General features: G+C 69.8%; 15 protein-coding genes and 1 tRNA gene. 3 read left to right on the top strand and 13 right to left on the bottom strand.

The window, feature by feature from the left end:
- Nucleotides 1–7: 7 nt before the first annotated feature.
- Both metG and G6028_RS11935 read right to left on the bottom strand, forming a co-directional pair.
- On the bottom strand, nt 8–1,906 hold the full coding sequence (gene metG / locus G6028_RS11940) for a methionine--tRNA ligase (protein WP_241730713.1): 1,899 nt from the start codon (nt 1,904–1,906) through the stop codon (nt 8–10).
- A 58-nt stretch (nt 1,907–1,964) separates the two neighbouring features.
- The gene (locus tag G6028_RS11935) at nt 1,965–3,533 is read right to left on the bottom strand and encodes a BCCT family transporter (RefSeq protein WP_182638876.1); all 1,569 of its coding nucleotides are present in this window, start codon (nt 3,531–3,533) and stop codon (nt 1,965–1,967) included.
- An 81-nt stretch (nt 3,534–3,614) separates the two neighbouring features.
- Between G6028_RS11935 and G6028_RS11930 the strand changes: the two genes are divergently transcribed.
- Nucleotides 3,615–4,829 carry an aminodeoxychorismate synthase component I gene (locus G6028_RS11930; protein ID WP_182658992.1) on the top strand — a complete coding sequence of 405 codons (1,215 nt, stop codon included), beginning with the start codon at nt 3,615–3,617 and terminating at the stop codon, nt 4,827–4,829.
- Nucleotides 4,830–4,868: 39 nt separating this feature from the next.
- Here the strand turns inward: G6028_RS11930 and rsmI are convergent, their stop codons facing one another.
- Nucleotides 4,869–5,708, bottom strand: coding sequence for a 16S rRNA (cytidine(1402)-2'-O)-methyltransferase (gene rsmI / locus G6028_RS11925; protein WP_182658991.1), 840 nt, complete (start codon nt 5,706–5,708; stop codon nt 4,869–4,871).
- Nucleotides 5,709–5,851: 143 nt separating this feature from the next.
- Between rsmI and G6028_RS11920 the strand changes: the two genes are divergently transcribed.
- Complete coding sequence (locus G6028_RS11920; RefSeq protein ID WP_182658990.1) at nt 5,852–7,363, top strand: phospholipid carrier-dependent glycosyltransferase; 1,512 nt, start codon at nt 5,852–5,854, stop codon at nt 7,361–7,363.
- 45 nt (nt 7,364–7,408) lie between these two features.
- On the opposite strand, the gene G6028_RS11915 is transcribed toward G6028_RS11920, so the two are convergent.
- The 10 genes from G6028_RS11915 to G6028_RS11870 form a co-directional block, all read right to left on the bottom strand.
- Nucleotides 7,409–7,807, bottom strand: coding sequence for a DoxX family protein (locus G6028_RS11915; RefSeq protein WP_179525822.1), 399 nt, complete (start codon nt 7,805–7,807; stop codon nt 7,409–7,411).
- A 5-nt stretch (nt 7,808–7,812) separates the two neighbouring features.
- Nucleotides 7,813–8,676: an SDR family oxidoreductase gene (locus G6028_RS11910; protein ID WP_179525823.1), complete on the bottom strand. Its 864-nt coding sequence runs from the start codon at nt 8,674–8,676 to the stop codon at nt 7,813–7,815.
- Nucleotides 8,677–8,773: 97 nt separating this feature from the next.
- Complete coding sequence (locus G6028_RS11905) at nt 8,774–9,985, bottom strand: NADH:flavin oxidoreductase (protein ID WP_182658989.1); 1,212 nt, start codon at nt 9,983–9,985, stop codon at nt 8,774–8,776.
- A 116-nt stretch (nt 9,986–10,101) separates the two neighbouring features.
- Nucleotides 10,102–10,542 (bottom strand): hypothetical protein, encoded by a 441-nt coding sequence (locus G6028_RS11900; protein WP_259847965.1) that lies wholly within the window; start codon nt 10,540–10,542, stop codon nt 10,102–10,104.
- A gap of 115 nt (nt 10,543–10,657) precedes the next feature.
- Nucleotides 10,658–10,948 carry an Rdx family protein gene (locus G6028_RS11895; RefSeq protein ID WP_182615351.1) on the bottom strand — a complete coding sequence of 97 codons (291 nt, stop codon included), beginning with the start codon at nt 10,946–10,948 and terminating at the stop codon, nt 10,658–10,660.
- A gap of 34 nt (nt 10,949–10,982) precedes the next feature.
- Nucleotides 10,983–12,503: an MFS transporter gene (locus G6028_RS11890; protein ID WP_182610615.1), complete on the bottom strand. Its 1,521-nt coding sequence runs from the start codon at nt 12,501–12,503 to the stop codon at nt 10,983–10,985.
- 79 nt (nt 12,504–12,582) lie between these two features.
- A complete protein-coding gene (locus G6028_RS11885; protein WP_179525828.1) occupies nt 12,583–12,900 on the bottom strand; it encodes a DMT family transporter in 318 nt (105 codons plus the stop codon).
- Nucleotides 12,900–13,262, bottom strand: coding sequence for a DMT family transporter (locus tag G6028_RS11880; RefSeq protein ID WP_182610614.1), 363 nt, complete (start codon nt 13,260–13,262; stop codon nt 12,900–12,902). Before G6028_RS11880 ends, G6028_RS11885 begins: the two co-directional genes overlap by 1 nt.
- A 71-nt stretch (nt 13,263–13,333) precedes the next feature.
- Nucleotides 13,334–13,406 (bottom strand) — tRNA-Ala (locus G6028_RS11875).
- 98 nt (nt 13,407–13,504) lie between these two features.
- Nucleotides 13,505–14,062 carry a cupin domain-containing protein gene (locus G6028_RS11870; protein WP_182641318.1) on the bottom strand — a complete coding sequence of 186 codons (558 nt, stop codon included), beginning with the start codon at nt 14,060–14,062 and terminating at the stop codon, nt 13,505–13,507.
- A 66-nt stretch (nt 14,063–14,128) separates the two neighbouring features.
- Here G6028_RS11870 and G6028_RS11865 point away from each other — a divergent pair.
- On the top strand, nt 14,129–14,254 hold a 126-nt coding region (locus G6028_RS11865), incomplete at its 3' end, for an FAD-binding protein (RefSeq protein WP_194306996.1).

The following is a 14,254-nucleotide window of genomic DNA, read 5'->3' as shown; positions in this document are numbered from 1 at the left end:
GCGCCGGTCACTCCGCCGTCTGGTCAGGGGCGTGCTGCCCCGTGGCCGGTGGGGGCGTGGCCGGTGGGGCCGTCGCCGGCTGGATGGGCGCCCAGGCGGGTCCGGTCTCGGCGAGTTCCGGGTCGACCTTGGCGAACAGCGGGCTGGGCTTGGCCAGCGGGATCCCGGGGGTGAGCTCGGTGCGCGCCCACCGGGCCTGCTCGGAGGCGTAGTCGCCCATGATCACCGGGTAACTGCGCCCGGCCTCGGGCAGGCCCGTCCCGACCAGGTCCACCGGCATGTCGTCGATCACCTCGTGGACCTGCGGCGACGCGGCCCACACGCCCTGCCCGCCGATCGCGCCGTGGATCTGCTGCGCGGCCGACGGCAGGTACGGGGTGAGCAGGGTGTTGGCGTCGGAGACCACCTGCAGGGCGGTGTGCAGCACGGTGCCCAGGCGCTCGCGCTGGTCCGGCTCCTTGGCCAGCTTCCACGGCTCGGTCGCGGCGATGTAGCGGTTCGCGGCGCCGACGATCCGCATCGCCTCGGTGGCACCGGCCCTGAAGCGGGAGCGCTCGAGGTGGCCGCCGACCGTGGCGAACGCGGACTCCGCGTCACGCAGGAGTTCGGCGTCGAGGTCGGTCAGGGTGCCGGGGCGCGGGATCTCGCCGAAGTTCTTGTGCGCCATCGACACCGTGCGGTTGACCAGGTTGCCCCAGCCGCCCACGAGCTCGGCGTTGGTGCGTCGCACGAACTCGTCCCAGGTGAAGTCGGTGTCCTGGTTCTCCGGGCCGGCCACCGAGATGAAGTACCGCAGCGAGTCGGGGCCGAACTCCGCCAGGAAGTCCCGGACGTAGATCACCACGCCCCGCGAGGAGGAGAACTTGGACCCGGACATGGTGAGGAACTCCGACGAGACCACCTCGGTGGGCAGGCCGAGCGCACCGAGCGCGCCCGGCTCGCCACCGTGCGCACCCCGGCCGTCGTAGCCGATGAGCTCGGCCGGCCAGATCTGCGAGTGGAACGTGATGTTGTCCTTGCCCATGAAGTAGTGGGAGACGGCCTCGGGGTCGGTCCACCAGCGACGCCACGCCTCGGGCTCACCCGAGCGCCACGCCCACTCGATCGAGGCGGACAGGTAGCCCACCACGGCGTCGAACCACACGTAGAGCTTCTTGTCGCCCCGGTCCTGCCAGCCCTCGACCGGGATCGGGATCCCCCAGTCGATGTCCCGGCTCATCGCACGCGGACGCAGGTCCTCGAGCAGGTTGAGCGAGAACTTCAGGACGTTGGGCCGCCAGTCCTTCCGACCCTTGAGCCAGTCCCCCAGCGAGTCCGCGAGGGCGGGCAGGTCCAGGAACCAGTGCTCGGTCTCGATGAACTTCGGGGTCTCACCGTTGATCTTGGAGACCGGGTTCTTCAGGTCCGCCGGGTCCAGCTGGTTGCCGCAGTTGTCGCACTGGTCGCCCCGGGCGCCGTCGTAACCGCAGATCGGGCAGGTGCCCTCGATGTACCGGTCCGGCAGGGTGCGGCCCGTCGACGGGCTCACCGCCCCGGTGGTGGTCTTGGCCACCATGTACCCGTTGCGGTGCAGGCCCCGGAAGAGCTCCTGGACCACCGAGTAGTGGTTCCGGGTGGTGGTGCGGGTGAACAGGTCGTAGCTCAGCCCCAGTCCGGCCAGGTCGTCGACGATCACCCGGTTGTACCGGTCCGCGAGCGACTGGACCGACACCCCCTCCTTCTCGGCCTGCACGAGCAGCGGGGTGCCGTGCTCGTCGGTGCCCGAGACCATCAGCACGTCGTTGCCGGCCATCCGCTGGTACCGGGAGAAGACGTCCGACGGCACCCCGAACCCGGAGACGTGTCCGATGTGCCGGGGGCCGTTCGCGTACGGCCATGCGACCGCGGTCAGGACTGTCTTCGCCATGCGTCCAGAGTAGTGGTCGCGTCCGCGGCCGCCGTGCCGGGAGTGCACCCGGCCCGCGTCAGGCGTTCTCGGCCGCCGGATCGTGCGAGAGCGACTTGTGGATCGACACGCACAGGGCGATCAGCACCAGGACGAACGGTGACGCCGCGATGATGGTCATGTTCTGCAGGCTCGACAGCGCGTTCCCGCCGCCGTCGCCCGCGAGGAGCATGATGATCGCGACCGCCGCGGTGAAGGTACCCATGAGCATGACGATCCACCGTGACGGCTCCTCGACCCCGTGCTGGGCCATGCCGCCCATGACGATCGACGCCGAGTCGGCCGAGGTGATGAAGAAGACGGCGATGAGCACCATGGCGACCACCATGAGCACCGGCGCGAGCGGCAGTTCGCGGAGCAGGTTGAACAGCTGGGGCTCGAGCGAACCGTCGCCGAAGATGCTCCGACCGGCGTCCTCGAGATACAGGGCGAACCCGCCGAAGATCGAGAACCACAGCACCGACAGCGTGCTGGGTATGAGGACCACGCCGATGATGAACTCGCGGACCGTGCGGCCCCGGCTGATCCGGGCGAGGAACATCCCGACGAAGGGCGACCAGGAGATCCACCAGGCCCAGTAGAAGACCGTCCAGCCGGACAGCCACTCGGCCGCCTCGCCGTTCTCGCTCACCGCGGTGCGGGAGGCCATCTCGAAGAAGTCGGAGAAGTACGCACCGACGGTGGTGGGGACCAGGTCGAGCATGAAGAACAGCGCGCCGGAGAAGATCGCGACGAACAGCGCGAGCGAGACCGCCAGCACCAGGTTGATGTTGGACAGGATCCGGACGCCGTTGCCGATCCCGGAGGCCGCCGAGGCGAGGAACACCAGTCCCAGGACCACGATGACGCCCACGACGAGCGCGATGCCGCCGCCGCTGACCGCACCGGTCTCGTTCAGCCCGGCCCGGATCTGCAGCGCGCCGAGACCGAGCGAGGCGGCGGTACCGAAGATCGTGGCCACGACCGTCGCGATGTCGAGCACCTTGCCCATCCACCCGTTGGCCCGCTTCTCGCCGATCAGCGGGACGAACGCCTGCGAGATCAGGTGGCCGCGCTTGAAGCGGTAGGCCGCCAGCGCGAGGGCCAGGCCGACGATGGCGTACATGGACCACGGATGCAGGGTCCAGTGGAAGGCGGTGGTGGCCATGGCCACGTCGTACTGCTGCTCCTGACCCGGCGGCGGGGTCTGGAAGTGGGTGAGCGGCTCGGACACGCCGTAGAACATCAGACCGATGCCCATGCCCGCGGCGAACATCATGGCGATCCAGGACCGGGTGGAGTACTCAGGCTTCTCGTGGTCGCCTCCCAGCCGGATCGCGCCGAAGCGGGAGAACGCCAGATAGACGGTGTAGGCCACGACCGTGGTGGCCACCACGATGAACAACCAGCCCACCGTGTGGACCACCACGTCGAACGCCCGACCCGCGGCGCTCTCGAACGAGACCGTGTAGAACAAGCCCCACACCACCACGATCAGGGCGATCACGGCGGCGGGGACGATCACCGCGAAGTCCGCGCGAAGCCGTGCCGTCGGCGCGGGAGGTGGCGTGTTCCCGGGGTCACTCTTCTGTTCTCTAGAGGTGGACATTCCTGAAACCTTGTCAACAACTTCGGCGCTGTGCAAGATAATAAGTTCTTCACCAGCACAGGTGCGTGTAAGCATGAACGGGTGCGCGAGCGTCTGATACCCGTCCCGGAGCTGCTCCGTGCGCTGCGGGAACGGGCGCGGTCACACGGCCTGGCGCCCCCTGCCGCCTTCCTCGGCGACTGGCGGGATCGCCGCGCCGTGGTGGTCCCGTCGGTCGACCTCCGGCCCGTGTCGCAGGAGTCGGCGTTCGAGGAGAGCGACCACCTCGTCGTCGTCTACCGGTCCTTCCCCGACACCGTGCCCGGCGCCGCCCCACCGCTCCCGGCCGCGGTGCGCGGCGAGGCCTCCGGGTGGCTCACCCTCGACGCCGACGGCCGGTGGACACGCCACGGCGACGCCCCCGACCCGGCGCAGGTGGTCCGCGACCACGGTGCCGCCCGACGTGACGGCCGCCAGGACGACGACAACAACGACAACAACGACAACCCTGCCGACCACTTCCCGGACTGGGCCGCGCCGGACCGCGGGGCGCACCGCTCGGCCGTGACGGACTGTCTCGAGTCGATCCGCGCGGGCGAGGTCTACCAGGCCTGTCTGAGCACGCGACTGCACGGCAGGCTCCGCGCGGACCCGCTCGAGACCTTCCTCGCGATCGCCGGCCACTCCCCCGCCGCACGCTCGGCGTATCTCGAGGGACCCTGGGGCGCCGTCCTCGGGTTCTCGCCCGAGGAGTACCTGGTGCGCCGCGGCGATCAGGTGCGGTCCAGCCCCATCAAGGGCACGCTGGCGGCGGACCTGGACCCGGCGCTCTTGCTGGGGTCCGCGAAGGACATCGCGGAGAACATCATGATCGTGGACCTGGTCCGCAACGACCTCGGGCGCGTGGCCGACGTCGGGTCGGTGACCGTGACCGACCTGCTCGCCATCCGCCCGGCGCCCGGCGTGCACCACCTGGTCTCCACCGTCACCGCCCGCACGACCGCGGACAACGCGGCGCTGGTGGAGGCCACCTTCCCCCCGGCCTCGGTGACGGGGACGCCGAAGGCACGGGCCCGCGAGCTGATCGCCGGGTGGGAACCGCGGTCGCGGGGCCTGCACTGCGGGGCGTACGGCCTCGCCCTGGGCCGGGACCTCGAGCTCGCGGTGGCCATCCGCACCCTCGAGGCCACCCCCGACGGGCGCGTCGAGTTGGGCGTGGGCGGCGGCATCACCATCGACTCGGACCCCGACGCCGAGTGGGACGAGTGCGTACACAAGGCCGCGTTCACCTGGGGCGGTGGACCGGTGCCCTGGTAGTCGGCAGCGCGCGACGTGGTGGTCAGCCCCGCGAGGTGCTCAGCCCCGCGAGTCGACGACCGCCTGGTAGAGCTCCCGCTTGGTCAGTGACGAGCCCTCGGCGACGGCCGCGCAGGCGTCCTTGAGCCGCTCTCCCGCCTCGACCCGCTCCTCCACGATCTCGACCAGGTCCTCGGTCGTGGCGGTCGAGTCCTCGGCGTCCGCCCCCTCGATCACCACCACGATCTCCCCGCGCACCCCGTCGGCGGTCCGCTCGGCCAGCTCGCCGAGCGTGCCCCGCAGGACCTCCTCGTACATCTTGGTGAGCTCACGGCACACCGCCGCGCGCCGACCGGCGCCCAGCACCTCCGCCGCCTCGGCGAGAGTGTCCCCGAGGCGGTGGGGCGACTCGAAGAACACGCACGTGCGCTCCTCCGCAGCAAGCCGGGCCAGCCAGGTGCGGCGACGACCAGCTCGGCGCGGGGGGAAGCCGTCGAAACAGAACCGGTCCACGGGCAGGCCGCTGAGCACCAGTGCCGTGGTGACGGCCGACGGGCCGGGAAGACAGGTCACCGGGAGCCCGGCCTCGATACACGCGGTGACCAGCGAATACCCCGGGTCCGACACCGCGGGCATCCCGGCGTCGGTCACCACGGCCACCACGTCACCGGCGCGGACCCGGTCCATCAGCTGGGGCACGCGGCCCGTCTCGTTGTGCTCGTAGAAGCTCATGACCCGGCCGGGGACCGTCACCCCGAGCGCCGTGGCGAGCCCGCGCAGACGCCGGGTGTCCTCGGCGGCCACGACGTCGGCGGTGGCGAGCAGGTCCTTCAGCCGGGAGGAGGCGTCGCCCGGATTCCCTATGGGGGTGGCCGCCAACACGACACGTCCGGACGTCATGCGCTCCACCCTATCCCCGGTCGCCCCCGTCCCCGGTCGCCGATGTCCGCGCCCGCGTCTCGCCAGAGTCTCGTCCGCGTCTCGCCCGCGTCCTGCCCTGCCCGTGTCCCCGGTCCCGGGAAGGCCACCATTATGCTCGCGGTGTGACCTCGACCCCAGGCGTGCGATCCCCGGGCCGCCCGCTCCCGGATCCGGACACCGGGCCGGTCGACACCCCCCGCGACTGGATCGCCACCGGCGTCATCCTGGTCCTGGCCTTCCTCTCGCGCTTCTGGGGCCTGACCTCCGCCACGGACGAGGGCACCCCGGTCTTCGACGAGAAGCACTACGCGCCGCAGTCGTTCAGCATCGCGCAGCTGGGGATCGAGGAGAACCCGGCCTACGGACTGGTGGTCCACCCGCCCGTCGCCAAGCAGATCGAGTCGCTGGGCGGACTGCTCTTCGGCTACACCCCACTGGGCTGGCGGTTCACCGCCGCGATCTGCGGCGTGCTCGTGGTGCTCATGGTCATGCGGATCACCAGGCGGCTGACCCGATCCACGCAACTCGGCCTGGTCGCGGGCCTGCTGCTGTGTCTGGACGGGGTCACCTTCGTGACCTCCCGCATCGGCATGCTCGACATCTACCAGGTCCTGTTCGTCACTGCCGCCGCCGGTGCCCTGCTCGTCGACCGCGACCAGATGCGCGGCCGGATGCACCGCGCCGCGCTCGCCGGCCGGCTCCACCTGTCGGACTTCGGACCGCGACTGGGCTTCCGCTGGTGGCGGTTCACCGCCGGCGTCATGCTCGGGCTGGCCCTGGGCGTCAAGTGGTCGGGCCTGTACTTCATCGCGTTCTTCGGCCTCATGACGGTGGCCTGGGACTGGGCGTTGCGCAGTCGCTACGGGGTGCGGCGACCGCTGGCGGGCACGCTGCTCCGGGATGCCGTCCCGGCCTTCGTCACCCTGGTCATCTGGCCCGCCCTGATCCACATGTTCACCTGGCTCCCGTGGTTCGCCGGTGAGAACTCGGTGTACCGGCACGCGGTGGGGTCAAAGGTCGACGACAACTGGCTGCCCGACTCACTCCAGTCGTGGCTGTATTACCAGTCGTCCGTGCTCGACTTCCACTCCTCGCTCACCACCTCGGCGGGCAACCTACACCCGTGGGAGTCCAAGCCGTGGACCTGGCCGATGAGCCTGCGGCCGATGCTCTATTACGTCGAGCAGGGCGAGGACGTGACCGGCTGCGGTCAGGACTCCTGCGTCCGCGCCATCATGCTCCTCGGCACGCCCGCGATCTGGTGGCTCGCGATCCCGGTGCTCGGCTGGGCGTTCTGGCGGGCCGTCATCTGCCGCGACGGCCGGTACGCGTTCCCGCTCGTCGGCTACATGGCCGGCTATCTGCCGTGGTTCTTCCAGCACGACCGCCAGATGTACTTCTTCTACGCCTCGGTGATGGTGCCGTTCTTCGTGATGATGGTCGCGCTGGTGCTGGGCGAGATCGCCGGCAGGTCCACCGACTCGCCACGGCGCAAGACGATCGGCCGGGCGATCGTGTGCCTCTATCTGGGGCTCGTGGTGGCCAACTTCCTCTACATGCTGCCCATCCTGTCGGGGATGCCCATCACCTCGACGGAATGGAACCAGCAGCTCTGGCTGCCGTCCTGGCGTTAGCCTCGACTCGCCCCGCCGTGCCGCCCACCGCGAGCGACGCCGGCCCTACCCGCCCAGCGCCCGGTCGATGCTGAACCGGCCCGCCCCGACCGCCGCGATGAGCAACACGCCCACCCCGAGTGCCACCACGAGCTCCCAGCCGTTCTGGGTGACGAAGGGCCCGTTGGTGGCGTGGACGAAATACAGGGCTCCCGCCATGTCCACCGCCAGCAGGATCCCGGCCAGCGGCGTGAGGATGCCCGCGATGAGTGCGATCCCCGCGATCAACTCGACCCCGGCGACGACCGCGGCGGTCACCTCCGGCTGCGGGATCCCGTACCCGGCGAACTGCTCGCCCACCCGGCTCAACCCCAGCGTGAAGAACTTCTGCCACCCGTGGGCCACGAACACCGCCCCGAGCCCGAGCCGGGCCAGCAGGATGGCGGCGTCGTTGAGGGTCTCCATCCCCCTCACGGGAGGATTCCCTCTCCGGCCTTGTTGATGCGACGGCTCAGGAGTCGCATCGCGAGTGTGTAGAGCGGCGGAGCGAACTTCTGGGCGGCGAACCCCAGTCGGATGTCCGGCGAGGTGTAGACGATGTAGCGCCCCTTGCGTACGCCCTCGAGTGTCTTCTCGGCCGCGACCTCCGGGGTGACGGCGTGGCGTCTGAACTGGTCCACGGTCTTGGCGACCTGCGGGTTCGAACGGTCCACGCCCGCGATCTCGACGGTCTCCACCAACGGGGTGTCCACCCCGCCGGGACACACCAGGTGCACGCCGATCCCGTACGGCGCCAGGTCGAAGCGGAGCACCTCGGCGATGCCACGGATGCCGAACTTGGCGGCGCTGTACGCGGCGTGCCACGGCAGACCCAGCAGACCGGCGGCGGACGAGACCATGACGAGCGCGGCGGGTCGCTTCGCCGCCATCATCGCCGGGACGAACGCCTCGATCACGTGGATGGTGCCCATGAGGTTGACCTCGACCATGGACCGCCAGACGCGGTGTTCGAGCAGGTCGGGCCGCCCCCATGCCGAGTTGCCCGCGACGTGGAAGATCGCGTGCGGGGCGCCGTGCGCGGCGATCGTGCTCTCGCCGAACCCCATCACCGCCTCGTGCTCGGTGATGTCCACGGTCTCGGAGCCCAGCACCGCGCCACCCGCGTCCCGGCAGGCCTGTGCCGCCGTCTGCAACCCGGCGGCGTCGCGGTCCGTCAGCACCAGCCGCGCGCCCTCGCCCGCCAGCCGGATCGCCACGGCGCGGCCGATCCCGCTGGCCGCTCCGGTGACCACGCAGGTCTTGCCACGGTAGTCGGTGATCCGTCGCCTCGACATGTGCTCCCCTTCCGGCCCGGGTCGCTCGAGCGGGCCTCCTGGGGTCCCACCGTAGCGGCCCGCCGGTGTCAGGAAGGTGGCCTGACGCCGGTCGGGGTCAGCCGCGCGCCGGGACGGGCGGAACGTGGTCGCGCAACACGCAGCGGCTCCCGCTGTAGATCGTGGCCATGCAGCGGTTGCAGTGCACGCACAGGGACCGACGACGATCATCGGCCCTCAGCTTGTTGGGCAGGTCCGGCTCACGCAGGAGGCCGCGCCCCATGGCCACGAACTCGAATCCCGCGCTCATCGCCTTGTCGATCGACGGTCGGTCGACGATCCCCCCGAGCAGCATCATGGGCATACTCACGGCCTCGCGGATCTGGCGGGCGTCGTCGAGCATGTAGGCGTCCGTGTAGGGGTACTCCTTGAACATCCTGGGTCCGACGACCTTCATGCCCAACTTGATGACCGTCGGCTGGGTGGCGGCGAACTCGTGCAGCGGCGCGTCGCCCTTGAACAGGTAGATGGGGTTGAGCAGGGAGCTGCCCACGGTCATCACCAGGGCGTCCGCCGAGCCGTCCTCCTCGATCCACCTGGCCACCTGCACGGCCTCGTCGATCCAGAATCCGCCGGGCACGCCGTCGTCCATGTTGAGCTTGATGGTCACGGCGATCCGGTCGCCCATCGCGTCGCGGATGGCGCGGCCGATGCGGCGGGCGAACCGAGCACGGTTCTCGAGGGACCCGCCGTAGGAGTCCTTGCGCTTGTTCAACTTGGGGCTGAGGAACTCGCTCACCAGGTAGTTGTGCCCGAAGTGCACCTCGATGGCGTCGAACCCGGCCTCCGCCGCCCCACGGGCCGCTCGGACGTGGTCCTCCACGATACGATCGATATCCGCCTCGGTGCAGGCCCTGGTCAGGGACATTCCCGTGGGGGCCGGGATGCGGGACGGCCCCATCGCCGGCATCTTGTTGGAGGCGGAATTGGCCACCGCCCCCGCATGGCCGACCTGCGCCGAGACGGCCGCGCCCTCGGCGTGCACCGTGTCGGTGAGCTTGCGCAGCATGCCGCCGTCGTCCATGCCCCAGTGATACTGGTGCCGGTCGGTCCGACCCTCGGGCGAGGTGGCCAGGTAGGCGACCGTCGTCATGCCGACGCCGCCGCGGGCGTACTCGGCGTGGAACTCGATGAGCTCGTCGGTGACCCGGCCCTCGGGGCAGCGGCCCTCGAACGTCGCGGCCTTGACGATGCGATTGCGCAGCGTCACCTCTCCGATCTTCGCCGGGCTGAAGACATCGGGGACGGGGCTACCTGGTGCGAGGGTCATAGGCGAACTATAACGCGTTCCAATCCAGTGATCACGTGCTTTGGCCAGCACTTTTGCACTGAGTGCAATTGGCTCACCTGTCTCCGTGCCCGTCTTGCGAGCGCGCGCCGGCCCGCTCAGCCCTGGGGGGTGAGCGACGTCGCGTCGATCCCCGCGAGCGCCTGATCCACCAGGTCGGCCGCCGAGTCCGTGGGTACCACCCTCTCCAGGGCACTCCCCACCCCCGGGACGCCACCGACGAGCGCGGAGACCGAACCGTTGGTGTCTCCGGCGAGCAGGTGGTCGATCGACCTGCCCAGCGCCGGTGCGACCGAGCAGACCGCGCTGGTCGGCAGTCCGGCCCCGGCGAGGTTGGCCACGCTACCGACGTTGCAGACCGCGGTGGCCGTGGAACCGACCGGCCCGCTGGTCGACCCCGGAAGCGAACCGGTGACGGAACCGAGCTGCGCGTTCGCGGTCCCGGCGCCCGCGAGGAGGGTTACGGCGGCCACGCCGCACACGGTGAGAAGTCTTCCGGACATGTCGCTCTCCCTGGGGTCGTCGAGGGCGGCGCTCACCGCCTGCACCTCAGCACATCAGAGTTCGCTTACCTCAAAGTGGACTTTGCGTGGATTACGGGTGCGTCCACGACGAACGGGCGCCCCGCGGATCCGCCAGGGACGACCCCTGTGGCTAGTCGGTGGGCTCGACCCGGTCGGCGTGACCGAGCGACCTCCCCGGAGCGACGAGATCTCTGACAGCCCGCTTCAGTTCGGTGATCTCGGGGAATCCGCCATCCCTCTTGCGGTTCCAGACCTGCTCGTCGCCGACATCGATCCGGAACGTGCCGCCGGTGGCAGGCACGAGCGCGATCTCGCCGATCTCGCTCTCGAAAGTCTGGAGAAGCTCGCCCGCGTACCACTGGGCGCGGAGCATCCACCGGCACTGCGTACAGAAGGTGATGGCGATCCGGGGAGACGGCATACCGCCCACAGTGCCACAGGTGGACTGACCGGTATCAGCGCTGGGCGGGCTCCGCCTGCTCCGGATGCTCCTCGTACATCGAGTCGATCTCCTCGACGCTCCTGCCGGTGGTCTCGATGCGGAACAGCCACGTGATGAGAGCCCCGAGCAGGGATGTCCCCACCAGGATCGCCAGGACTGCGCTGGTTCCCCAGGCGACCAGAAGGATCGGGAACAGGAACGAGGTCAGCACCGCACCCGACTTGGCGATGGACGCCGCCATGCCGGCACCCGTCCCGCGCAGTGCGGTCGGGAACACCTCCCCCGCCACCACATAGGTCATCGAGTTGGGCCCGAGGTTGGTCATGAACTGGAACAGGATGAAACCGGCAAAGACGAGCACCGTCTGCACCGACCCGTGGGCGAGGGTGGACGACGCGGCGATCGCCAGCCCGGTCGCGCAGCCGAGGAACCCCAGCATCTGCAACCGCATTCGACCCCACCGGTTGACCAACACGATGGCGACCAGGATGCCCACCAGGAGGAAGACGTCGATGAGGGCGGCCCCCTTGGCGCCGAGCAGATCCTTGTGGATGATGGCCGACGACGAGGACCCGCTACTGGCGACGTTCCCGAGCGTGGTCGCGATGATCGTCGGCGTGAAGATGCCGATGCCGTAGGTGCTCAGATCCTGGAGGAACCACGGCACCGATGCCAGGATGGTCGACCGACGCCACGGGGCCGCGAACAGCGCGCGGACGTCCTTGGTCTCCGCCTCGTCCGCGCCCCGGTCTGCCGAGAGTGTCACGACCGAGGGGTACTGCGGCGTGCGGTCGAGGAGCTTTCTGAGTTCGACCTCGGCCTCCGCGTGGCGACCGACGTTCGCGAGCCAGTGCGGGCTCTGGACGATGAACAACCGGCCGACGGCGACGAGTGCCGCCGGCACCACGACGACGCCGAACATCAGCCGCCAGGAGTCGAGCGAGTCGGTGGTGCTGAGGATCGCGACACCGACCAGGGTCCCCGCCACGGCCCCTACCGCCTGGAACGCGAACGCCGACAGCACCAGTCTTCCGCGGCCGGCGGTGGACTGCGTCTCGGAGATCATCGCGTGCGCGGTCGGGTAGTCGCACCCCAGAGCGGTGCCCATCCCGAACAGGCACACCAGGAACACGGCGAACCCGGGCGCCACGGTGGCGCCGAGCAGGAACACGGTGAACAGCACCATCTCGATGAGGAACATCTGTCTGCGGCCGAACCGGTCCGAGAGCCCACCGAGCGCGGTGGCGCCGACCATGATCCCGGCCAGAGGCGCCGCGGTGAGGAGACCGGTCTCCACGGCAGAGAGGGACCAATAGGCGGTGATCAGGGGCAGCGCCACCCCGATGAGGAACACGATCAGCCCCTCGAAGAACTTCCCCGCCGAGGCGAGCCACCAGATCCTGCCCTGCATGCTCGTCATGCCGCCGGCGACCGCGGGGGTGCCGTCCCGCCAGCGGGGGGTCTCGTCGATGAATCGCTGAACCGTCGAGGGGGTCCCCGGTTCGTCGTCGCCCTCGGACGCGGGTATCGCCATGACGCAGAACATTACTCAGGCGCGTCCGCGCGAATCGTGGTGGTAATGAACCCCGTGTTAACGATCGGGGCCACTGCCCTCAGACGCCCGCGCCCAGCTCCACGAGCAACACCCCGCCGGCGATCAGGACGATCCCCGCACCCATCAACGGCGTGAGGGGTTCGCGGAAGAGCAGCCGGCTCAGGACCGCGGCCAGAGCCACGCCGGCGGCCGTCCAGATCCCGTAGGCGACCCCCAGCGGCATCCCCTCGGCCAGCGTCAGGGAGAGGAAGACGAAGGCCACCAGGTAGCCGGGCACGACGGCGGCGTACCACCGCGCGTTGTCGACGGCCATCCGGAGCGAGAGCGTCGCGGCGAGCTCGAAGGAGATCGCGACGGCGAGATAGGCCCAGGCCATCAGCCGGCCCCCTCGGCGCGTGACCGGGCGCGCTGGGATCCCAGTTCGACGCACAACACCCCGGCGATGATCACCGCGATGCCCGCGATCATCAGCGGGGTCAGCGGCTCGTGGTAGATCAGGGACGACAGGCCCGCCGTCAGGGCGACGCCGGAGGCCCCCCAGATGCCGTACGCCACCCCGAGCGGCACGCCCGCCCGCAGGGTGAGGGCCAGGAAGGCGAACGCGCCCACGTACCCGACGGCCACCATCGCGTAGAGCGCGGGCGTGGTGAGCGCCCCCTTCAGTGAGAGCGAGCCCGCCACCTCGAGGGCGATCGCCGCGGCGAGGAACAGCCACTTGCCGCCCACATCGGTGTTCATCGGTCGCCGTTCCTCCAGCAAATGACGGATGTCCCAGGCCATCTGACTCGATGGTCCGGGACATCTCTCCGTGGAGCTAAGGGGAATCGAACCCCTGACCTTCTCGATGCGAACGAGACGCGCTACCAACTGCGCTATAGCCCCCCGGCACCCTCGCGGGCGACGGTGCCGCCCTCTCGAGCAGCGAGGGATACCTTACCAGCACGTCCGGGCGACCGACCAAACCGGGAGGCCGGGAGGCCTCATGAGCTCGCGGTGTGCGTGTGCATCCGCACCCCGTCGTCGTTGAAGATGCTGATCACCTGCGCCGGCCGCGCCCCGGCGGCCGACAGACTGTGCGGGATCTTGGTGTCGAACTCCGCTGCCTCACCCCGGGTCAGGATCAGCTCCTGGTCGCCCAGGACCAGGCGTAACCTGCCGGACAGGACGTAGAACCACTCGTAGCCGTCGTGGACCCGGGGTTCGGGCGCGGCACTCGCCGGCGGGTAGGTGATCTTGTAGGTGCCCACCGATGACCCCTCGGGAGCCAGGGGCGCGATCACCATCCCGTCCCGGTGGATCACCGGACGCCGCACCCTGGGGTCCACGGTCGACGGCGCCACCAGATCGTCGAGGCTGATCCCCAACTGGCGGGTGAGCGGCAGGAGCAGCTCGAGGCTGGCCTGTCTTTTGCCCGATTCGAGACGGGAGAGCGTGCTGGCCGACATGTCCGCGCGCTCGGCCAACTCGTCCAGGGTCCAGCCCTTGCTGTGGCGGTACGCCCGCAATCGCGTCCCGACCTGCCTGAGTTCCTCCGTCACACGCAACTCCTTGCCAATAGTGCAAATCTCCTTGCAGTTTACGCACACCAGGCGTGAACTGTTGTCATGCACACGAACAAGGACATCGAGGAACACTGGGACGCCATCGTGATCGGCGGCGGGGCCGCGGGGCTGTCGGCGGCGCTGATGCTGGGCCGGGCGCGCCGCCGCGTGCTCGTCGTCGACGCCGGC

Source organism: Dietzia cercidiphylli, assembly GCF_014145145.1.
Classification (GTDB): Bacteria; Actinomycetota; Actinomycetes; order Mycobacteriales; family Mycobacteriaceae; genus Dietzia; species Dietzia natronolimnaea.
Note: the sequence above shows the minus strand (reverse complement) of the source record. Positions and strands in the feature narration are given on the sequence as shown.